Genomic DNA, 22,005 nt, shown 5'->3' on the forward strand with positions numbered 1-22,005 from the left:
CGCTGAGAGCCCTTGGCAGGCGGATGCACACGGTTTATGAGATCAGAGCAGCTTTATCAACGCGTGATTTTGCAGAGGATATTGTCGATAGTGTTGTGGAAGTACTGGCCAGACAGGGCTATATCGATGACCTCGACTTTGCGCAGATCTGGGTCGCAAGCCGTTCCGTTAATCAGTTGCATGGTCGCTTGCGCTTGCTGAAAGATCTGAGGCAAAAGGGTATCCCCGACGAGATCATCGAATCGGTTCTCAGAGACTCCTTCCCTGACGAGGATGAAGCGGCTGTGGCGATAAAGGCAGCTGAAAAAAAACTGCGGGCTCTGAGATCATATGGGAAAGCGGCCGGGAAGGCCACCGGAGCAAAAGGCAGGGAGGCCCTTTACCGTCATCTCAGGTCAAAAGGCTTTTCGACCCGGGCTATCGGCCATGCTATGAACGGTATTTCCTTCGAGGAGGATTCATCTTGACAGGTGCCGAAATCAGGGAACTATTCCTCAGTTATTTTGAAGGGAAGGGGCATCAACGTGTTAAAAGCTCCTCCCTCCTTCCTCATAACGATCCCACCCTCTTTTTCACCAACGCCGGAATGGTCCAGTTCAAGGAACTGTTCCTGGGTAACGAGACACGGAGTTACTCCCGGGCCGCATCCACCCAGAAATGCATGAGAGTGTCCGGCAAGCACAACGATCTTGAGAATGTCGGCCGCACCGCGCGGCATCATACCTTCTTCGAGATGCTGGGCAACTTTTCCTTCGGGGATTATTTCAAGAAGGAGGCTATCCATTACGGATGGGAATTTCTCACCAGCGTAGCGGGTCTGGATCCTGACCGGCTCATAGTCACCGTATTTGACGATGATGATGAGGCTCATGGACTCTGGCAGGAGGTCGCCGGGGTTCCGGCCGATCGGATCTTCAGGCTGGGAGAAAAGGATAATTTCTGGTCCATGGGGGAAACCGGGCCCTGCGGACCCTGCTCGGAGATCCTTTTTGATCGGGGTGAGGATACAGGCTGCCGGTTGCCCGCTTGCGGTCCGGACTGTGATTGCGGCCGGTTCCTGGAGCTTTGGAACCTTGTGTTCATGCAGTACGACAGGGATGGCGAGGGCAAACTTCATCCTTTGCCGAAACCGAGTATAGACACGGGCATGGGGCTTGAACGTCTGGCAGCGGTGCTTCAGGGCCAGGACAGCAACTACCACACCGATCTGGTGTTCCCCTTTGTTGAGGAGGCCGCAAGGGTCTCGGGAGTCAGTTATGGATCTGACGATGACAGCGATGTCAGCCTCAGAGTCATCGCCGATCATGTGCGCGCTGTCACTTTTCTCATCGCCGAAGGTGTACTTCCATCCAACGAGGGGCGCGGATATGTTCTTCGCCGGATCATGCGCCGGGCTGCCAGGCACGGCAAGCTCCTTGGATTGAACGAACCGTTTCTCTACAGGATCTGTCCACTTGTTGGAGAAGTCCTCGGGGATGCCTTCCCCGAAGTGCTTGAAAGCATGAAAACGGTGCAGAAGGTGGTTCATCTCGAAGAGGAACGGTTTGGCAGAACTCTTGATCAGGGTCTGATGCGCCTTAGCCAACTTATCGAAGAGATAAAAGGTTCCGGCAAGGACCAACTCCCGGGTGATGAGATCTTCCGCCTGTACGATACCTTTGGATTCCCCCTGGACCTGTCCCAGGATATCGCCGCGGAAAGCGGCGTCGGTGTGGATGTGGAGGGTTTCAACCAGGAGATGGAAAAACAGAAGAAAAGAGCCCGGGCGTCCTGGTCAGGTTCCGGAGCCCAACTGGTTTCCCCTGTTTACCGTGACCTGATGGATAAGGCCGGAGCCGTTGCGTTCACAGGCTACGATGAGGAACGTACTGAGGGAAGTGTCGTTGCGGGGCTTGCAGCCGGGGAAGATCAGCCTGATTCTTTCTCCGGTGAAGGCGAAGTGGAGATCGTCCTGGATCGGACACCATTTTACGGTGAGAGCGGGGGGCAGGTGGGGGATACGGGTACCATCGTCGGTCAGGGATTTAAAGCCCTTGTTCTGGCCACGACACGACCTCTCCCGGAGCTGGTGGTGCACCGGTGCCGCATGGTGGAGGGGACGGTGCGCGTCGGAGACCTCTGCAGCGCCGAGGTGGACCATGTGTCGCGCAGCGCGACGCGCCGCAACCACACCGCCACCCATTTACTGCACGCGGCTTTAAAGGAAGTTCTGGGAGACCATGTTCAACAGTCGGGTTCTCTGGTTGAACCTGATCGGTTCCGCTTTGATTTTAGTCATTTCGAGGGGGTGACCGATGACGAGGTACGATGTATTGAGGATCTGGTGAACGGCCACGTCCTGGAAAACCTGGATGTCCTGACCCGGGTGATGTCTTCAGAAGAGGCCATGGAGGAGGGAGCGGTGGCGCTCTTCGGTGAGAAGTACGGCGAAACTGTTCGAGTCGTTTCGGTCCCCGGTGTGAGCATGGAGCTGTGTGGAGGCACCCATGTGGCCCGGACAGGGGATATCGGGTTGTTCAAGGTCACCCAGGAGGGCAGCATCGCAGCCGGCGTCCGGCGTATGGAAGGTGCAACGGGGACAGGGGTCCTTGAGATGCTGCGCAATGATGAATGTTTCCTCAGGGGACTGTCCGCCTCGATGAAGGTGCCGGTACCGGAACTTCCAGGGCGCCTCAAAAAACTTCAGGAAACCGTTCAGGAGCAGGACCAGAAAATCAAGGAGCTGATGGCAAGTGTGGCCGGCGGCGGTTCTGCTGATCTGGAAGACCAGATCAGGGAAGAGTCAGGGATCAGGTATCTGGCTGCTGAACTGCCCGGACAGGATGCAGGTTCTCTCAGGGATGCGGCGGACAGGATGCGGGACAGGATCGGGAGCGGGGTAGTTCTCCTCGCAACCCGTGACTCAGGAAAGGTTGCCCTCGTTGTAAGGGTGACCAAGGACCTGTCGGATCGGTTCCCGGCCGGTGAGTTTGTCAAACGCCTCGCGCCCCTGGTAGGTGGAGGAGGGGGAGGCAGGCCCGATATGGCCCAGGCAGGGGGGAAAAACCCGGAAGGGCTCCCGGAGCTGCTGGATGCCGTGGACAGCGTGATCAGGGAGATGGCTCAATGAGATCCGGTTTCAGGAAAATCATCTTTGTTGTGCAACTCGCACTCCTTCTGGTTTCACTGGCAGTTATTTCCGGCTGCTGGATACTCCTGCCTGAAGAGACGGCCATCGTTGTGGAGGTTCTCGGCGCGAAGGGCGGCCCTGTGGACGGAGTGAGCCTGCTTCTGGACGGTTCGGATACGCTCATCACGGGAAGCGCCGGTCAGGTATTTAAAAGCCTGAGCCAGGAAGGGGACCATACGATTCAGCTGGACACCGCTACCTTGATCGATCCCCAGGGCGGGATCGGGTGGGTTCCCCTGGCCAGCCAGGTTTCCGGGGAGCTGGCGCCTCGTTCTTTTGCTGACCGCCCCTTTGCAGGCGGCAGCGACGTGCTCGTCGTTCCGGTGAACAAGGGCGAGATCACGGTTGTAACCGTTTACCTGGATGATATTCAAAAATCGCCCTTGGATAATCAGTGGCTCACGGATGGCCTGGATGCGGCAAACAGTTACCGAACGGCCAATACAGATGAGTTTGGCAGTAACTTGCGCCCCACCTTCTGGTGGCGCCAGGATCCATCCCTCGGTACTACAATAACCTATACCTTCCAGCTGTGGGAAGATGACGACGCAGATACCAGATTCCCCCTGGGAGTCGTCGACCACCCCCAGTACACCACAGCCATGGACCCTTCAGGCCCCGGCTACCTCCAGCCTGATTGGCAGGTTCCCCTTGCAGGCATCCAGAGGGCTGAGATAACGTCCACTGTGAACCAGGTGGTAGTCTGGTCCAGCCAGGCAAGCGATGCGTCAACCCCCATCGATTACGATCTCTATTACGCTCCCACCTCACAGTGGAGTAAGGCCGACTGGGAAAAGAATCCGGTCCTTCGGGATGTTCAGGGAATTTTTGACGGTGCTGCGATAAAGATCCCTGTGGGAGCGGGCACAGGGAACACGGGGGTCGTTCTGAAGAATGGAGTTGAATATACCTTTGCCCTGCGGGCCAGGGACGGGGCCTCCAACCTGGATACGACGGGATCGACCTCAACCCGGAGGGCGACCCCTCCCGGTTCTTCCTCAAGCCTGGGTTCTGTTTCCATCATCAGCGCTGTGGCCGATTCCACAGTGGGTGGGCAGATCGACATTGACCTGACCTGCCAGCCCACTGATAACCTCAGGGTTTATACTGCCCCCAGTTCCGATTTCAACGCCAGGCCTTTTGATGAACGCTTTATCAGGGATACCCACCTTTGTCCTAATAGCGGCACCGATTCCTATGTTCTGGACCGTCTGGTCAACGGCAAGACCTATGCTGTTGGATTTGAACCTTTCGACGCCAACGGGAACGTGGGGACGGCATCATCCGTTGCGTTGGCCACGCCGTCGTACACAGCGGCCCTCGACACCACTGCCCCAACCGGGCTGACCCTCACCGTTACACCCATGGGGAACGGAGATGTGGATGTGATGGTCTCAGCGGTGGCCGATTCCAGCAGTGTGGTGCGGCGAATATACTGGGCTCCGGCTTCCTTCACATCCAACGAGGAAGCCATGATGTTCACCACCTACCCGAGCGCGTCACCGCAGGAAACATTATCGCTGACCGATATTCCCGACGGTATACCCTATAACTACGTGGCCAGGGCCATTGACTCCTTCGGGAACTCGGCCATAGCTGCGAGCCAGGTGACTTTGACCGGAGGGGACGGCATCGGGCCCACCTGGGCGTCGGACGACCCCGCTTTCTTCTCCACAGTGAGCTATTCTATGGGCAGCACCACCTGGCCTCTGGGGGCCACCTGGAGCTACGGTTCCGCGGCAGGAGGGTTTGCCCTGGGGCAGGATCCGGTTCAGGGGCAGGGTGAATACGTCTGGAGGGTCATCCAGGAGAACCCCGACAGGGGCATTACCAGGGCAACCAAACTGGGGGCCTTCTACTCCTGGTCTGGTTACTATTATGCTTCTACGGAAAGCGAGAGGTTTAATATGTCATCTTCCGGTCCCTCCTCCAACGCCGATCACCGGGATGTGTTCAGTTTTGTAGAGGGCGCATCCAACGTCCTGTCGGCTGATGTCATGGGCACCCCCTTCGACAGCTCTGATTCCGCCGGGTACCGGCAGAGAACGGCCAGTCAGTTCAGTTCCTCCCTGGCTGCCGGCTCATGGACCACCAATCAGTTGACTATTCTTTACAATACCAACGCGTATGGACAGGCGGTTGTACGTGAGATAAGCAGTCCGGCTCGTGGTTTTGCAGGGATCCTGAGGGTTTTCAGTGTAAATAAACAACGGCCTTGGCCGACACGTGGACCTCATTTACAGGCCAAGGAGTTCCAGCTGTCCTATTACGATTTCAGCGATGAACTGGTTAACTCTCCAGAACCCACATTTGGGGGCAGCGGGATATTCTTCTTCGGAACCCTGGATGAACCCGACTATCAGGATCCTCTTTGGTAGGAAGCGATACCTGAAAGTAAAGGGCCAATGGATCAGGTCAAAACATACAGATACCTGTTTACCCTCGCCGATCTGGTGCTCCTGGTTGTGGCCGGTTTTGTGGCCTCCAGGATCATCCTGGCCACATTGATGCCTCCGGTGGCGTTGCTGCCTTTCACAAAGGTAGAGATGAAGGCTACAAGTGCAGTTAACAGGGGAATTCAGGAGCCGGATGCCGCTGTGATCGTCCAGCGGAACCTTTTCGGCAGCAAGGTTTTGAACACCGCCTCCCCCGCAGCCGAGAAAACTGAAGCAGATATGGAAGGCCTCCCGGAAAGCACTCTCCCCCTCAAACTGCTGGGAACGGCGGTGCAGGTCAACGGCAAAAGGTCTTTTGCCATCATCCAGGATACGGGCACCCGTGAGGAGCAGATCCATTTTGTCGGCGACGAGATCAGGGAAGGTACGGTCATCACTTCGGTAGCACGCAACAGGGTGGTTCTTCTCAGGAACGGTCTGGAGGAGATCCTGGAGAAAGACGATGACCAAAGTGCTGCGGCTCCTCAATCCTCCCGCACTCGTCCAGCCAGGGCACAGAGAACCCCAACCGTGGCAGAAGGGTCAGAGCCGGTAACGGTTCGTAAGGTTGGGGACAATAATTTCGTCATGGACCGTCGGGAGGTTGAAGGAGTACTCCAGGATTTCAACAAACTGCTCACCCAGATCCGTGTCGTGCCCCACTTTGCCGATGGGAAGCCGGACGGGTTCAAGATATTCAATATACGGCCTGGCAGTCTCTTTGCCAGTCTCGGGATGGTTAATGGTGATATAATCAAGCGCGTCAACGGTCTGGATATCACAGGCCCGGAACAGGCCCTCCAGATGTTCCAGCAGCTTCGGGACGAAAGCCAGGTGACGGTGGACCTGGAGCGCTTTCGAAAAAACCTAACCCTGCAATATGAGATCAGGTGATGCCATGAGATTACGTATGGTCAAGTTGGGCATTATATCCCTCGCATTCTGCCTGCTTCTGGCCCCGGTGAAGGTTTACGCGGCCCAGGCCTACAACGTTGATTTCAACGATGTAGAGATACGCAAGGTCATTGAGACGGTGAGCGAGATCACCGGGAAGAACTTCCTGGTGGATGACCGTGTTCAGGGTAAGGTGACTGTGATCGGTCCCAAATCGTTGACATCTCCAGAGTTGTACCAGGTGTTTCTCTCCATACTCAACGTCAAGGGGTTTGCCGTTGTCCCCTCGGGGAAGATCAACAAGGTGGTTCCATCGGCGAACATCGCCGGCTACGGGGTACAGATGAAAGTGGGCAGGTCGGAAGGGATCACAGGCATCGATGCCTACGTGACCCAGATCATCCCCGTGGAGTATACGGAAGCTGAGGAGCTTAAAAACCTGCTGGTTCCCCTCATCCCCAAGACGGATAACATTACGGCCTACGGCCCGACAAACATTCTTATCGTGACCACTACCGAATCTCTCCTGGCGCGCATAAACCAGGTCATTTCCATGGTTGATGTACCTGGCGCCCGAGAGGAGATCAGGTTGATCCCCGTGAACTATGCCTCTGTTCAGGACCTGGCGGCCAAGGTTTCCCAGGTACTCCAGAGCCAGTCGGGAAGTGCGCAGCCGGCCCAGAGGACTCCCCGCGGGCGGCAGCCGCCGGCAGCATCTTCTGACGCAAAGATCATCGCAGACGAAAGGACAAACACCCTTATCGCCATCGGGGACAGCCAGGCCCTTGATCGGATCCAGGAGCTGGTGAGCAAACTGGACGTGTCTATTCCCCAGGGAGCGGGAAAGGTCCGTGTGTACTATTTGCAGAATGCTGACGCTGGCGAGCTGTCCAGTGTCCTTACGGGCATCCCTCTGGCAGAAGCGGTAAATTTAAGCGAGACGGCACCCGGGCAGCCCGCCCCTCAGCCGGCGGCCAGGCCCCAGACAAAAAAGAGCGATATCTCCATCATCGCGGACCCTTCCACCAACGCTCTGGTAATTACAGCTACACCTGAAGAGTATGAGGCACTAATAAGGGTTATCGAAAAGCTGGATATCCCCAGGGAACAGGTGCTGGTGGAGGTCCTCATTGCCGAAGTCTCCTTTACCAGGACAATGGAACTGGGTGTGGAATGGCGGATCGCTGACGATCTGAATGGTGACGCGGCCGTGTTCGCAGGTTCCAGCTTTGGTGAATTCAACCAGCTGGTAGCTAACCCTGCCGCGCTTCCCAACGGACTGGTGGTAGGTGCCATTGGGGAGACGATCTCCTTCGGGGACCTGGAATTCCCCAACCTGGGCGCACTTATCACAGCCCTGAAAACCGACTCCGATATCAATATCCTCTCCACTCCCACTATCGTAACCACCGATAACAAGGAAGCCGAGATCATCGTAGGCCAGACGGTTCCTTTCCAGACCAGTCAGAAGTTCGACTCCAACAACCAGCCGATATTCACCTTCGACTACCGTGATGTGGGGCTCACCCTCAGGCTCACGCCCCAGATCAACAGCAGCAATTATGTGAAGATGGACATATTCAGCAAGCTCGAGGCTTTGGTCTCCAGCACGATAGGGACGTCGGAGCTTGCTCCCACGACCCTGAAACGACAGGCCAACACCACGGTAGTTGTCAAGGATGGAAATACTGTGGTCATTGGCGGGATGATCCGGGACGACAAGGTAGAAAACGTCAGCAGGGTACCGTTCTTCGGAAGCCTCCCTCTCATTGGACCCCTTTTCCGCTCGCAATCGACCAGGTCAGAAAAGAGCAACCTCCTTATTTTCCTGACCCCCCACATCATCTCCAATTCAAAGCAGCTTCAGGATGCGGCCCGGGGAAGGATGGAAGGTTTCCAGGAGTTCCCCGACGCCGACACTAATAAGAAAAAAGATCACAAGGAGTTCCCCGGGGAGGTCAGGAAAAGGATGAACCTTGGCGAGAGTGAAACCGACATACCTGTCGGCTCTGAAGAGCAGGAATAGGCCTCATGACGGTCCCAGGTGTAGAGGATAGGATCCGGCAAGCTCTTTCCGAAGGGGGGTTCCTCAGCCCTGAGCAGTTTATCGAGGTGGATCACCACGCCCAGCGGAAAGGACTCGCTCTTACCGAGGCCCTTGTCCAGTCAGGCTTCCTGGATGAGATGCAAGTCATCGGTCTGTTGAGCGAAGCCACCGGAGTTCCCTTCAGGATGGAATTTCCCTCCGGATCCACAGCTCTTCCACTACCCCGGACCCTTCCCATCCAGTTCGCCAGAAAACATACTATTTTCCCCTTCAGGGATCCCGATGACGGGACACTCTACGTAGCTGCCAGTGCCATCGATGATGAGGTTATGGAAAATGTGCGCACCCTGTTCGCTGAGGAGGTTCAGCCGGTCCTCAGTACACGCCGGTCCATACTGGAAGCTATCAACCGCACATACGAGCGGGCATCGGAGTCGGCAGGGGATGTTATTGAAAACCTCGAAAATGGCGATCTGGCAATCCGTGTCTCGGACCTGGAGGAACCCCAGGACCTTCTCGATGGGTCTGATGAAGCACCTATTATAAACTTCGTTAATTCGGTGCTTTATGAGGCTGTCAAGGAGAGGGCCAGTGACATCCACGTGGAGCCTTTCGAGGATGACCTGTCCGTCAGGTACCGTGTTGACGGGGTTCTTCACAACGTCCACCACCTGTCCAAAAAACTTCATTCCCCTATCCTGTCCCGGGTGAAGATCATGGCCAGCCTGGACATCGCGGAAAAGAGGCTTCCCCAGGACGGCCGGATTAGGGTCAAGATAGCGGGGAAGGATGTCGATATCCGGGTCTCAACCGTTCCCACCAGCTTTGGGGAACGTGCTGTTCTCAGGCTGCTTGACAGGAGCCAGGTTCTCCTGGGCCTTTCCGAGATCGGTATGGGAGAAGATCATCTCAAGGCTGTGGAAAAGGTGACGCATTCCAGCCACGGCATTACCCTGGTCACTGGACCTACCGGCAGCGGAAAAACCACGACCTTGTACGCGGCTCTCACGAGGATAAATTCGGCGGACAAGAACATCATCACCGTTGAGGATCCGGTAGAGTATCAGCTTGCGGGGATCAGTCAGATCCAGGTAAACCCCAAGATCGATCTCACCTTTGCCAACGGTCTGCGGTCCATACTGCGGCAGGATCCAAACGTTATTATGGTCGGGGAGATAAGGGACCTGGTGACTGCTGAGATAGCCATCCAGGCATCATTGACAGGGCATCTCGTGTTTTCCACCCTTCACACCAACGACGCCGCCGGTGCTGTCACCAGGCTCATTGATATGGGAGTCGAACCGTTCCTGGTGGCTTCATCGGTCAACGCGATCCTGGCCCAGAGGCTTGTCAGGATGATCTGTACCCGTTGTAAAGAACAATATGCTCCTCTTCCCGAGGAACTGGAAGAAGTTGGAATAGACAAAAAAGATCTGCATGAGGGAAGACTGTGGCGTGGTGCAGGGTGCGCCCACTGTCTTGGCACCGGCTACCTGGGGCGGACCGGCATTTATGAACTTCTGGTCGTAAGCGATTCCATTAAGGCAGCTGTCCTCAGGAATCCGGACAGCGGATCCATTAAAAAAGCCGCCCTGGCGGAGGGGATGCGAACATTAAGGCAGGATGGCGCCGGAAAGGTCCTGAAGGGTATTGTTACCATCGAAGAGGTCCTGAGGGTAACCCAGGAAGAAAACGGCCATGCCGCTGTTTGAATACGCTGTCCTTGATAGCAAGGGGAAGCGGAAACAAGGGTTTCTGGATGCTCCTTCTTCCCAGTCGGCCAGGGAAATACTCAAGAAAGACGGTTTTTACATCGTTTCTCTTGATTCGGCCGCGGTCGATTCAAGTATACCTGCCCGCTCATCCTTCCCTGGTTTCGGGCGTATCAGCCGGTCGGACCTGGCCTCCCTGACCCGTCAGCTTTCAACACTTCTAAGGGCCGGCCTTCCCCTGGTGCAGGCGCTGGAAGCGCTGGTGGAACAGATGGAAAAACCGGCTATACGAAAGACTCTTTCCGGAGTCCGGAACCTTGTCAACGAAGGGGCCACCTTCCATGAAGCCCTGGCTCAATATCCCCTGGTTTTTCCCGGTATTTATGTACAGATGTGCCGCGCGGGAGAGACAGGGGGTTTCCTTGAAAAGATAATGGAAAGGCTCGCCGATACCCTGGACAGGGAGGTGCGCCTCAGGGGTAAGGTTGTCGCAGCGCTGGTCTATCCCATGGTGATGACAGTTCTGGGCACCACCTTTCTTCTCTTTCTCTTCGCCTACGTTGTCCCACAGGTTGTGGGTATTTTTACCGATTTCGGGCAGACCCTTCCTGTTCCCACCATGATCCTCCTGTTTGTAAGCGGGATCGTTTCCAGGTACTGGATACTGTTTCTGGTGATGATCGGGGTGGCAGGGATTTCCTACCGCGCCTTTGCTCGCGGTGAGAAAACGGGGCTTGCCCTTGACGCCTTTAAGCTAAAGGTTCCCCTGTTTGGTGGACTGGCGCTTAAGGTGGCCACCGTAAGGCTATCCCACATTCTCGGGACACTTCTGACAAGCGGTGTTCCCCTTATCAAATCCCTTGAGATCGTGGGGGATGTTCTGGGCAACAGGGTCCTCGTATTGGCGGTTCGCGACGCCAGCCGGCAGGTTTCCCAGGGAGGGTCCCTTGCCCAGGCTTTCAGGACCAGTGGAGTGTTTCCTCCCCTATTGCCGAGGGTAATATCTATAGGTGAGCAGAGCGGCGAGCTTTCGGAAATGCTCACCGGTGTTGCTGAAACATACGAAGAGGAGGTGAGCCGTTCCGTTCAGGCCCTCACTGCCATCCTGGAACCTGCCCTCATCCTCATTATGGCGGTTGTTGTCCTTTTCGTGGTTTTGGCGATCCTTCTTCCTATTTTTGAGTTGAATCAGCTTGTTGGAGCCGGTTAGAAATGAAGATATATGAGATTTGAATTCTCAACCTTATCACGCTATGCCGTGAGTGACCTGAAAGGAGAAAGCGTGAGTAAAAAATATTCAAAGAGGCAAGCCGGTTTTACTCTCATTGAGCTCATGGTGGTCATGGTTGTCCTCGCGACCATCACTGTTTTCGTGATTCCCAAGTTCATGGATGCACCCAAGCAAGCTAAGAGGGTCAAGGCTCAGGTGACCATTTCCGCACTGGAAACAGCCCTCAAGACCTACTACCTGGACAACGGATTCTATCCCACGACAGATCAGGGACTCGAGGCCCTGGTGATGGAACCGAACACCGACCCGATACCAGGAAAATGGAGGAAAGGGGGATATCTGGAGAAGGGCAGGATCCCTGATGATCCATGGGGTACCGAATACATCTACCTTTCACCGGGATTACACGGGGACTTCGATATTATCGCTTATGGTCAGGACAAGGTTGAAGGTGGTGAGGGGTGGGATGCGGATATTGAATCGTGGAACCTTGAATGAGATCGGTTCCCGGCGATCACCAGACGGTTTCACCCTTCTGGAGGTCGTCATCGTTGTTTCCGTCATAGCTCTGTTCATCGGACTGGCGGTTCCCAGGCTTCCTGACGTGGCTGGTATGAGGATCCACCGAAATGCCCGCAAGGTGTCCATGATGCTTCAACTGGCCCGTACCAGGGCTGTTTCCCTGCGGCGGTACTACCGCATGGATGTAGACCTTGACACCAGCGGTGTATCGGTTTCCTACTTCGGCCCCGAGGGAACTTACATCCCGGACGATGAGGTTCGTCAGTTCAGCCTGCGGGAGGGGTTCATCGCCGATGTCGTCAACTCCAGTGAAGGGAAGGTTCTTGAAGGCACCGGTTGGGTAAGGATATCTCCTCGCGGATATATCCAACCTTCCCTCATCCACATAAAGGATGAACAAGGTCGAGTCCTTACGGTGGCACCGTCTCCGGTTAGCGGGCGAGTACAGATCCAGGAGGGGTACACCGACCTCGCTACGAGGTTGGGACCCCTGTGGCCTGATGAGCGATAACAGATCCCAGACCGGTTTCACCTTGCTGGAAGTGATGGCGGCCCTGTCAGTGCTTGCCGTAGCTTTTGTGGTGCTTCTTCAGACCGACGGTCTGAACGCCACCCGTACCCTTCACGCCGAGCGTGTCATGGGTGCGGTACAACTGGCTGGCGAGAGGATGGAAGATGTGTTCGCATCCGGTTCCGAAGATCTGTTCTCGGATAAAGGAGAACTTGAAAACGGGATCTATTCCTGGGATAGGACTGTATCGGACACCGCATTTGAAGGTTTAAAAGAGGTCCGTCTCACCGTCATGTGGAACGAGGGGGCACGGGAGGAGAGCTATGTGGCGCTGGCATACCTTCCCCGCTAAACAGTTGGATGAAAGGGTCCGGACCGAACAGGACCAAAAGGGCATTGCTCTTATCCTGGCGGTGGTCTCCGTATTTCTCCTCACGGTAGCTGTATTTCAGACCAGAGTAGGCGTTAACCTTGCCGAGGAGATCGCCCTGAGTTCCGCCCATGAGATGCAGGCCCTTTACATGGCCAGATCCGGCCTGGCTTTGGTTCGAGAGGCACTTGCAGAGGACGAAACCCAGGTGGATTCCTATCAGGATGACTGGGCCGCGGCCAACGCAATGGGGGCTGTACCTATTGCCGAGGTGGGGTGGGCCATCGGCAAGGTATCTGACGAAGAGGGTAAATTCAACGTACTGGATCTCGTCAACGAAGATGGGGAATCAGATGATAACACAGATTTCGCGGCCCAAAGACTGGTTGAGCTGCTACTGAGCCTCAATGTTCCCGATTCGCGGGCAGATGAGATCGTCGACAGCCTCATCGACTGGATGGACTTTGACGGGTCAGTGACCGGATCAGGCGGGGAGGATCTTTATTATGGTTCAAGGGATAACCCCTATTCCTGCCCCAATGATCTTCCCGCCGGTATAGATGACCTTTCCCTGGTCAAGGGTATTGGTCCTGTTCTGCTGTATCTGGGTGAAGGTGAAATTCCGCCTCTCATCGACTTTATCACCGTCTATGGTGACAAAAAACCGGGGGATATCTTCCGGCGGATCAACCTTAACACGGCCTCGGTGGGGATGATCCAGACTCTCAGCCACGAAATGGATCGCCAACTGGCCGAGGAGATCGTGGAATCCAGAGATGCGGAGCCCTTCAACTCCGCAGCCGAAATAAAGGACGTGCCGGGGTTCCCCGATGAGATGTACAATGCGGACATGGGAAATAACATCAAATTGGCTGATCTCATAGATGTTTCCAGCAGCCATTTTTCAGCCACCATCACCGGCGAGACGACCATGGCCTCCAGCAAGGCCTATGGCGTTTTCAAAAGGACCGGAAACGCTGTGGAACTTGTTTACTACAGGGGGTTCTAATACATAAAAATTATGAATATAATCTTAATTTTTATGTCTGAAATTACGCGCACATTAATCTGTCGAGGACAGAACATGAAACACCTGGCAAGGATCTTTTATATGGAAAATCCAGGGCGGGTCTCGACGGGACTTGGAAACTCTCTTCCAGATTTAAATTTCCTATGTTCCGTTTTATGCTCATCAACTGATGATAACATTGGAAATTTAAATGTTTGAAAAAAAATCGATCGGCATAGCCTTCGAGGCGGATGGTACCGTCAGGGTCGCGGAACTGACCTCCAATTTGCGTACCGTAACCCTTTCCAGGGTCTGGACCATGGAAGGGGAGGGAGCGGATAACGTCGATTCATGGGAACAGGCCATTGGCCGGCTCCGTGACTCCAAAGTGGATCTTGACAACGCGGTCATCGGCATTCCCGATTCCGTTATCTACCGTAAACATCTCACCTTTCCTTTCAGTAACCGTAAAAGGATCATGCAGATCCTCAATTCCGAATTGGATGGAGAGATTCCTCTTCCCGTTGAAAAAGTGGTAGCCGATTTCATACCGGGGCAATCTGCGGGTGCCGGTCTGCACGGCACCGCCATGGTCTGTGACAAGAGCACGTTATCCCTGTTTCTGGACCTGATGGGACCCGGAGCGAAACTTAAAAGCGTTCAGACCGGATCTGTCGGGCTCGCTGCCGCATCCATCAAGGCCGGTATGGCAGCTGGTGTTGCTGTTCACTGCGGCCCGGGAGAGGCTGTCCTGATCGAATTCCGGTCGTCCAGGATAAAGGTCATCAAGCGGTTGGCTCTGACAAAGAGTGAAGAGAAAAACGCACAGCTTCTTGTTGAAGAGATACGCCAGCACACACTTAACGAAGACGAGGTATATCTGGGGTGCGCTGACATTAACAATGAGGTAAAGGCAGGACTCACTGGTGAGGTGACGCTGCGAATCAAACCCATGTCAGATCTAGATATCGTGCAAAGTGCAGCCGGGGTTGAGACAGACACGGCCCATAATGTGGCCGCTATTGGTCTGGCGCTGGGCAGCCTCGGGGCCAGGGAATCCCTTCCCTTCGATCTGCGCCAGGGGTCCTTTAAACAGGTGACACATTTTGCGGGGCTTAGGACTCCTATCCTGAGGACCTCAGCACTGCTGCTCATCCTTGGATTACTGGGAGTGACCAGCCTCATCACCAGCCTCAACCAGGCCCGCGGGGAGTACCAGAACCTTAATAACCGGCTGGAACAGGATTTCAAAGAGCTGTTTCCGGGAGCGAGGCACCAGGCAGGGCAGGAGGCAGGTCATATAAAAGGGGAGTTGGATGACCTGAAAAGAAAGATGGCGACTCTGTCAGGACTGGAGGGACGAGGAGCCCTGTCGGTCCTTGCCGCGTTGAGCGCTGCCGTTCCTGAAAATGTTTCCCTTAAACTGGATGAGCTGTCTTACGATTCAAACAAACTGCGGCTTGACGGATCTGTTTCCTCCTTCGATGTTGTCGATCGGATCAAGGGGGTACTGGATTCAGATCCTCTTTTTGCCGAGGTTCAGGTACAAAACGCAAGGGTCGGTGCCAATATCAACAAGGTGACCTTCCGTCTACAGATGGAGGTCCGCTAGCATGTGGGGTTTATTCTCGAAACTTTCGGATCGGGAAAGGTGGTTTGTTCTTGGGGCTGCTCTGTTCGTGGGATCGGCTCTCATCTTTGGGGTCATCGTCAACCCTGCCCTGGAAAAAAGGCAGCGGTTCCTCAGAATGGCCCAGGAAAAGCGCCAGGATCTGGTTCAGTTTAACGAATATGCCATGGAGTACCGCTCTCTGCAGTCCTCCTTTGTGGATATGGAAAAGATGGTAGCGTCCAGAAGTTCGGACATGTCACTGCTTGCGGCCATGGAAGGTAATGCAAGGAAACTGGGCCTGGCCGACAGGATCGCCAGCATGAAACCGTTCACCAGCGAACTGGAATCAGGGATCGTCCAATCCAGCGTTGAAATGCGGCTGGAAAAGATAGATCTCAAGGGGTTGGTGCAGTTCATTGAAGCCATTGAGACCGGGCCGCACATGGCTGTGACCTCCAGGTTGAGGATCAAGACCCGATTCGATGACCCTGCTCTCCTTGACTCCACTCTGCTTGTGACCACATTGGAGACCCGATGAACCGCCAGGCCGTCCTTCGTTCTATAGTTTATTTAGCTCTCTTTCTCTCTTTTACTCTCCTTTTCATACTGCTCAACTATCCGTCCGAAAGGTTGACGGATCAGGTGAACGGATTTTTGTTTGCTGCCACCGAAGGTGCCGTATCTGTTGACAATGTTCGTTTCAGGCCCCCGCTATCCCTGGAAGCGGGAGAAGTAACTGTGGTGGTAGGCCAGGGATCAGTGGATATGGGTCGGGCGGTGGTGGGTATGCGCTTGTTTAGTTTCCTTTCCGGTAATAAGGGTGCTGACGTGCGTCTTGAAAACCCCTGGCTCGATTCCAGCTTGACCGTTGTCTCATCCGGGGAAGGCTGGGATCTTGATGCCCCAAAGATTGAAATAGACCTTTCCGAACTACCGGAAGATATCATGCCCTTCTCCATGCAATTGAAGGGGAAGGTAGACTTGTCCCTGAACCTGCTGTCAACAGACTCCTCCATGGGTGTTTCCAGCGCTGAGGTAAAGATCACATCCGGGCCCATTGAGATGAGCGGAGATCTTCTGGAGACGCTGGGTTTGGCCCCCTTCCCCATTTCCAGTGTCATGGCCGTCGCCACTGTAAAGGACAATGTTCTTACTCTTGGGGAAAACGCCCTGGAGGGGGGTCTCGCGGGTAGTGCCCGGGGTGACATAAAAATCGCCCCCGCCAACTTCATGGCTTCGCGCCTTAACCTCACCGTGGAGCTTACGCCGGGTCCAGAATACCGGGAACGCCTGACCCCCTTGTTTGCACTGATGGGTGCGCGGGCGAAAGCCAACGGGAGTGTCAGTTTCAAAATACGGGGAACGATCGAAAAGCCTGCCGTCACAATGTAGGGAAACCGCCCGACACGGGAAGGGAACATCAGGTATCTAAGTAACTAAGTATTTACGTATTTACATATCTGGATGACCTGGTAATCGGGGATATGGTTACCTGTAGCTGGTAAGTTCCTGAAACATAGCTACCTGGACACCTGGACACCTGGACACTCACATACCCTCCGCGTCGCCGCGTCCCCCATGTTTTGCCAATCACCCATTACCAGTCACCATTCACCCGTCGTTCCATTTTTCCCAATCTCCATTCTCCCTTTTCCCTTTTCCCTTTTTTCTTTTCTATTCTCAATTATGATGTATAATTTATCCGGGGTCTTTCAGGGGTGAAGGACCTTTTTAATTTTGGGAGCAAATGAGATGTCAAACAGGGCAAAACGGACCACATTTTATTGGGTAGTGATCATTGTTGCTGCCCTCTCCGTCGATTCCTGGGGAATGTCCCGCAAGCCCCCGCAGCCGGATTACATACCCGGCCGGGTCCTGGTGCAGTTCCAGGAAGGAGTGGCCCCGGAGAAGGCTTTGTTGATAATCCAGGGGGAGGGGTGCAGGGTAGAGAAGGTGTTGAAAAGGACCGGTTTGCATCTTGTAAACCTGCCTGAGGGAATGGATGTGCCGGAGGCACTGGAGCGTTTTCACTCCTACTCTGAAGTTCTGTACGTTGAGCCTGACTATCGTGTAGAAATGCTGGAAGAAAAAAAATAACGGAATAGAAATATCGAGAGGCATAATGGGCCCTGAATGAAAAAAATTATCGGAACGATCATACTTGTGCTTGTTCTGGTCCCCCTTGTTTTTACGGCCGGCGAAGCTGGAAGTAACAGGGGTAAAGGTAAGGAAGATCCGGTTTCCCGGGGGTACGTTATCGTCAAGTTCCGGGCCAACGCTCCTGAAGCAGACAAGGGAAAAGCCAGGGAGCGGGTTTCTGGGCGCAAAGGCCGCAAACTGAAGCGGGCAGGCATCGAAAAGGTGCACATCCCACCCGGGTGGGACGAAGAGATGGCTGTTGAGATGCTCAGCCGGGACCCGTCTGTTGAAAGTGCGCAGGTGGACTACAAGGTCGAACTTCTGGCTGCGCCGGTCCTGTTGGGAGTCATGTCTACCCTGGTCCCCAACGACCCCTTTCTCGGCGACCAGTGGTACCTTGACGCCGTGCCCATTAAGGGCACCTTCGCCAACGCCGGCACCGTTAATGTGGATGTGGATATCGATGCCCCGGAGGGCTGGTACGTTGTGGATCGTACATTTGACACCTCCATGACAGCCGCCGTGGGGGTCATCGACTCAGGGTGCGGGGAATTGGGGACTTTCGATACAACCACCGGATATGATCCTGGGCACAGCGATCTGCCCAACAGCGTTCTTTTCGCCAACACGGCAGAATTGCCGGCTGACGGAGCGGACACCACAGGCGACACAAACCTCATGCGCGACGACGCCAACGGCTGGGACTTTGCAGACGTAGACAACATCCCGGCCGACGACATAACTGCGCCTGTCGCGACCTACCACGGGACCCTTATCAGCGGCATCATCGGGGCTGCCTGGGATAACGGGCAAAGGGGGGCCGGCATCGGGAAGGGCCAGCTCCAGGTACTGCCTCTCCGTTTTACGAACAGTTTTTTCGATGTGGTAAATGCTGTTGAGTACGCCATGGATCTTGTGGATGACGGCCATGCTGTCCCTGTCCGGGTCCTTAACATGTCCTTTAAATCGGCCAACGGAATTGATCCCAACGGTCTTTCCGAGGCTGTTGCCATGGCTGGGAACCCTACATATCGTATAGCGGTGGTTGCGGCAGCGGGGAACGATAACGGGAACAATAACGACGATTTTATCAACCGTGTGTGGCCTGCGGAGTACACAAGAGATCCTTCCATAGCCAGCGTTCTTGCAGTGGCAGCCACAGGCACAAACGGGGCTCTTGCCGGGTTTTCCAACATTGGCCCTAACTCCGTTCAGATCGCGGCTCCCGGTGACAATATCTATTCCACCTACGGGGGCAGTGCAGACTACGCTTACGGTAACGGGACCTCCTTCTCAACACCCATTGCGGGAGCGGTGCTGGGCCTCGTCATGGCAGCTTACCCGGAGCTTTTGCCCGCCGAAGCCATCGACCGGGTCATTAAGGGCGGGGATTTCGACGCCCGTCTGGCTGGTCTGGTGCAGTCCGGAAAAAGGGTGAACCTGGCCGGCGCTCTGGCTCCCTTTTACCCCTATTCCGGCCTGGCCTACCTGGACAGTGCCGTTACGGTTTCCATGTACGCCGATACAATAAATCAGCAGTATGGGACAATGGTGAACGCGATCATTGATCCGGTTTTCAGTACAAGCCCCGATGCGGCGGTCATCGTCGCTGGAGGGGGAGGGTCGTGGGCTGTGTCTCCCCTTGCGCCGGGTATCACCCAGTTTACTCTAAATTTTGATGGAGCTTCGGCTCCCGTGGGAACCTACGATACAGGTCCCTGGAGGGTGACCGCCATACGGCCTTTCACGGCCCAACTCTTACCCAATGAGACGGTGTCTTTCAGCTCCCTTATTTCGGGGGATATCACCTGGGCCGTTAGCGACACTTCAGTAGCCACCATTGACAGCAATGGGGTCCTGACCGGACTCTCCAAAGGCATGACGAGGGTCATTCTTTCAGTTGCCGGCGTGGAAACGGATTACAGCGGACAGGTGCTGGTGCTGTCGTCTTCCACCTCTTCCAGCGGGTCGAGCGGGGGAGGGTGTGGAATCACTTCATCCCCAGGTGATCCATATATATCGGAGCTGATTGAGATGATGCTGGTGGGAATGATGCTGGTTATGCTGCGCAGGAGATGGATGGCGGTGCCCAGTCCAATGTCCAAAGCCCAAAGTCCAAAGTGATAGGACTTCAAGTCTGATATTCACCCCCTGGATACGGCTGGCTGGACCTAAAGCTGTCACAAACGAACCGCAGTTACGACTGCGGTTTTTCTTTGGACTTTGGTCTTTGGGCGTTGGTCCTTGGTCTGTCCCCTTTGTGTTAACCCTTAATGACGCATAACGGGCGCATTCTGGCCACTTTGGCCGCGATCCCGGCCCGGTGCACCACCTCCACAACAGCGGAAACATCCTTGTAAGCTTCAGGCATCTCCTCCATAAGGGAGGTCTTTCCCGCAGAACGAGCGAAGATGCCCTGATCTTCCAGCTCCTTCCAGATAGCTCTTCCCTTTGCCGCCCTGATGGCCGCCGTCCGGGAAAGGACCCTGCCGGCCCCGTGGCAGGAACTGCCGAAGGTCTCCTTCATCCCTTCTTCGGTCCCCCTCAGCAGGTAAGACGATGTCCCCATGTCACCCGGTATGATCACCGGCTGGCCAAAGGGTCGATAGCTCTCGGGTACCTCCCTGTGTCCGGGGGGAAAGGCCCTGGTGGCGCCTTTTCGGTGGACAGCCAGTGTCCTGGTTTTTCCATCCACTTCATGTTTTTCCAGCTTCACGATGTTGTGGGCGATGTCGTAAACAAGCTTGAAACCGAGATCGGAGGGGCCGATCTGTAGAAACTCCTGAAAAGACTCCCGTACCCAGTGCATAAGACACTGCCTGTTGGCCCAGGCGTAGTTGGCAGCACACTTCATGGCCTTCCAGTAGTCCTGTCCCTCGGGTGAGTTGAAGGGGGCGCAGGCAAGCTGCCGGTCCGGCAGTTCTATCCCGTATTTCCTCACTGCCCGGTTCATGACCTCAAGGGAGTCAGTGCACACCTGGTGGCCGAAGCCCCGGGACCCGGAGTGGATCATGACGGCGATCTGTCCCTTATGGATGCCGAAGGCATCCGCGGCGGCAGGGTCGAAAATTTCCTCAACATATTGCACCTCTATGAAGTGGTTCCCCGAACCCAGGGTCCCCTGTTGGGGAGCCCCCCTGGTGAGAGCCTTGTCTGAAACAGCTGAGGGATCGGCCCCGGCCATGCAGCCCCCCTCCTCCGTGTAGACAAGGTCCTCCGGTTCCCCAAGCCCCCTTTCCACTGCCCACCTCGCTCCCCGGGTGAGGACCTTTTCCCGCTCCTTGCTGCCCAGTTTAATGGGACCTTTGGAGCCAACACCTGTGGGTATCCGGGTAAAAAGGGTGTCCACCAGCTTTTGAAGGCGATCCCTTTTGTCCAGGTCCTGGCGTGTCAGGTGAGTCACGACCATGCGGACTCCGCAGTTGATGTCGTAACCTGTTCCACCCGGTGAGATGATCCCCTCCTGGTCTACATCGGTGGCCACAACCCCGCCAATGGGCAGGCCGTAACCGAAATGCATGTCCGGCATGGCCATGGAGGCGCTGACAATGCCTGGAAGGGTTGCACCGTTAGCCACCTGGCGGGCGCTCTTGTCCCTGGCAATGTCCTTCATGAGTCGGTCATCGGCATAAATGATGCCGTGCACCCTCATGCCCGGAACGGCACCCTTGGGGATCTCCCATTTGTAGTCGTTTATTCTTTTGATGGTGATTTCGCTCAAAAAAGCGGTCTCCGTTTGGTAATCCGTTATCAGTGATCCGAAATCAGTTATCCGTGATCAGTAAGTTCAAAACATTATACTGTTTATTCCGTATTACCTTACCTTCCCAATTGACAAAACAACGGATAAAATTATTCTTTCACGCTTCACTGCATTTAAACATCAAAGATCACTTTAATCGTAACACGTTCGCTGGATTGGTCGATCTCCAGCCCGTGGTAAGTTGCCGCCTTGATGTGTGCATTGAGGGTGTGGATCTCAGGGTCATAGATGGCGCCTGTAAAAGTTGCGTCCAGATGGTTATTCCTGATATTCAGATGTGTGATTTTACCAGGGAGAAAACTCTCAGTATCTTCCAGATAAATGATCTCGTTGAGGAGTTTAACTAAAAGACTGGGAAGGGATCCGGCTTCGATCCGGATACTTCTGGTGAGAGGCTGGTCGCCTCCGGAAGAGTCTGACAGGAGGGAGGCCAGACCATGGACGGCGCTGGTAAAGGCATCCTCGAGGCCAATGCCCCAGGCTTCGATGCCCAGGTCTGCGGTTATATTTTCGAGTTCCCTGAATCCTCCTGCCATTATAACCTCGTAAAAAGTCCCGTTGGTCCTTTTTTCGAGGTGGTCACGCATCAGG

Annotated in this window: 18 protein-coding genes; 16 read left to right on the forward strand and 2 right to left on the reverse strand. The window is 55.1% G+C overall.

The annotated features are described in order from the left end of the window. Window positions 1–23: 23 nt before the first annotated feature. The 16 genes from P1S59_05190 to P1S59_05265 all read left to right on the forward strand — a co-directional run bounded on the left by P1S59_05190 (window position 24) and on the right by P1S59_05265 (window position 19,775). The gene (locus P1S59_05190; GenBank protein MDF1525650.1) at window positions 24–467 is read left to right on the forward strand and encodes a RecX family transcriptional regulator; all 444 of its coding nucleotides are present in this window, start codon (window positions 24–26) and stop codon (window positions 465–467) included. Beyond that, a complete protein-coding gene (gene alaS, locus P1S59_05195; GenBank protein ID MDF1525651.1) occupies window positions 464–3,109 on the forward strand; it encodes an alanine--tRNA ligase in 2,646 nt (881 codons plus the stop codon). Before P1S59_05190 ends, alaS begins: the two co-directional genes overlap by 4 nt. Beyond that, a complete protein-coding gene (locus tag P1S59_05200; GenBank protein MDF1525652.1) occupies window positions 3,106–5,547 on the forward strand; it encodes a hypothetical protein in 2,442 nt (813 codons plus the stop codon). The genes alaS and P1S59_05200 overlap by 4 nt, the downstream gene beginning before the upstream one ends. A gap of 27 nt (window positions 5,548–5,574) precedes the next feature. After that, the gene (gene gspC / locus P1S59_05205) at window positions 5,575–6,498 is read left to right on the forward strand and encodes a type II secretion system protein GspC (GenBank protein MDF1525653.1); all 924 of its coding nucleotides are present in this window, start codon (window positions 5,575–5,577) and stop codon (window positions 6,496–6,498) included. 4 nt (window positions 6,499–6,502) lie between these two features. After that, complete coding sequence (gspD, locus tag P1S59_05210; protein ID MDF1525654.1) at window positions 6,503–8,524, forward strand: type II secretion system secretin GspD; 2,022 nt, start codon at window positions 6,503–6,505, stop codon at window positions 8,522–8,524. Window positions 8,525–8,529: 5 nt separating this feature from the next. Continuing rightward, window positions 8,530–10,257, forward strand: coding sequence for a type II secretion system ATPase GspE (gene gspE / locus P1S59_05215; protein ID MDF1525655.1), 1,728 nt, complete (start codon window positions 8,530–8,532; stop codon window positions 10,255–10,257). Then, window positions 10,244–11,467: a type II secretion system F family protein gene (locus P1S59_05220; GenBank protein ID MDF1525656.1), complete on the forward strand. Its 1,224-nt coding sequence runs from the start codon at window positions 10,244–10,246 to the stop codon at window positions 11,465–11,467. Before gspE ends, P1S59_05220 begins: the two co-directional genes overlap by 14 nt. A gap of 12 nt (window positions 11,468–11,479) precedes the next feature. Beyond that, window positions 11,480–11,986, forward strand: a complete 507-nt coding sequence (gspG, locus tag P1S59_05225; protein ID MDF1525657.1) for a type II secretion system major pseudopilin GspG — start codon at window positions 11,480–11,482, stop codon at window positions 11,984–11,986. Then, entirely contained in the window at window positions 11,955–12,521 is a 567-nt protein-coding gene (locus P1S59_05230) for a prepilin-type N-terminal cleavage/methylation domain-containing protein (GenBank protein ID MDF1525658.1), read from the forward strand. The genes gspG and P1S59_05230 overlap by 32 nt, the downstream gene beginning before the upstream one ends. Then, complete coding sequence (locus P1S59_05235) at window positions 12,511–12,873, forward strand: prepilin-type N-terminal cleavage/methylation domain-containing protein (protein ID MDF1525659.1); 363 nt, start codon at window positions 12,511–12,513, stop codon at window positions 12,871–12,873. The genes P1S59_05230 and P1S59_05235 overlap by 11 nt, the downstream gene beginning before the upstream one ends. Further along, entirely contained in the window at window positions 12,845–13,900 is a 1,056-nt protein-coding gene (gspK, locus tag P1S59_05240) for a type II secretion system minor pseudopilin GspK (protein MDF1525660.1), read from the forward strand. Before P1S59_05235 ends, gspK begins: the two co-directional genes overlap by 29 nt. Before the next feature lie 211 nt (window positions 13,901–14,111). After that, complete coding sequence (locus tag P1S59_05245; GenBank protein MDF1525661.1) at window positions 14,112–15,512, forward strand: hypothetical protein; 1,401 nt, start codon at window positions 14,112–14,114, stop codon at window positions 15,510–15,512. A 1-nt stretch (window position 15,513) separates the two neighbouring features. After that, entirely contained in the window at window positions 15,514–16,050 is a 537-nt protein-coding gene (gene gspM / locus P1S59_05250) for a type II secretion system protein GspM (GenBank protein MDF1525662.1), read from the forward strand. Continuing rightward, window positions 16,047–16,904, forward strand: coding sequence for a type II secretion system protein GspN (gspN, locus tag P1S59_05255; GenBank protein ID MDF1525663.1), 858 nt, complete (start codon window positions 16,047–16,049; stop codon window positions 16,902–16,904). Before gspM ends, gspN begins: the two co-directional genes overlap by 4 nt. Window positions 16,905–17,264: 360 nt before the next feature. Then, window positions 17,265–17,609, forward strand: a complete 345-nt coding sequence (locus P1S59_05260; GenBank protein ID MDF1525664.1) for a hypothetical protein — start codon at window positions 17,265–17,267, stop codon at window positions 17,607–17,609. A gap of 36 nt (window positions 17,610–17,645) precedes the next feature. Next, window positions 17,646–19,775 (forward strand): S8 family serine peptidase, encoded by a 2,130-nt coding sequence (locus tag P1S59_05265; GenBank protein ID MDF1525665.1) that lies wholly within the window; start codon window positions 17,646–17,648, stop codon window positions 19,773–19,775. Between the two features lie 139 nt (window positions 19,776–19,914). Here P1S59_05265 and P1S59_05270 read toward each other — a convergent pair whose 3' ends face one another. Together P1S59_05270 and P1S59_05275 are read right to left on the reverse strand one after the other, a co-directional pair. Further along, window positions 19,915–21,372 carry an RtcB family protein gene (locus tag P1S59_05270; protein ID MDF1525666.1) on the reverse strand — a complete coding sequence of 486 codons (1,458 nt, stop codon included), beginning with the start codon at window positions 21,370–21,372 and terminating at the stop codon, window positions 19,915–19,917. A gap of 155 nt (window positions 21,373–21,527) precedes the next feature. Further along, window positions 21,528–22,001 carry an archease gene (locus P1S59_05275; GenBank protein MDF1525667.1) on the reverse strand — a complete coding sequence of 158 codons (474 nt, stop codon included), beginning with the start codon at window positions 21,999–22,001 and terminating at the stop codon, window positions 21,528–21,530. Window positions 22,002–22,005: the final 4 nt, after the last annotated feature.

The organism is bacterium, assembly GCA_029210965.1.
GTDB lineage: Bacteria > BMS3Abin14 > BMS3Abin14 > BMS3Abin14 > BMS3Abin14 > JALHUC01.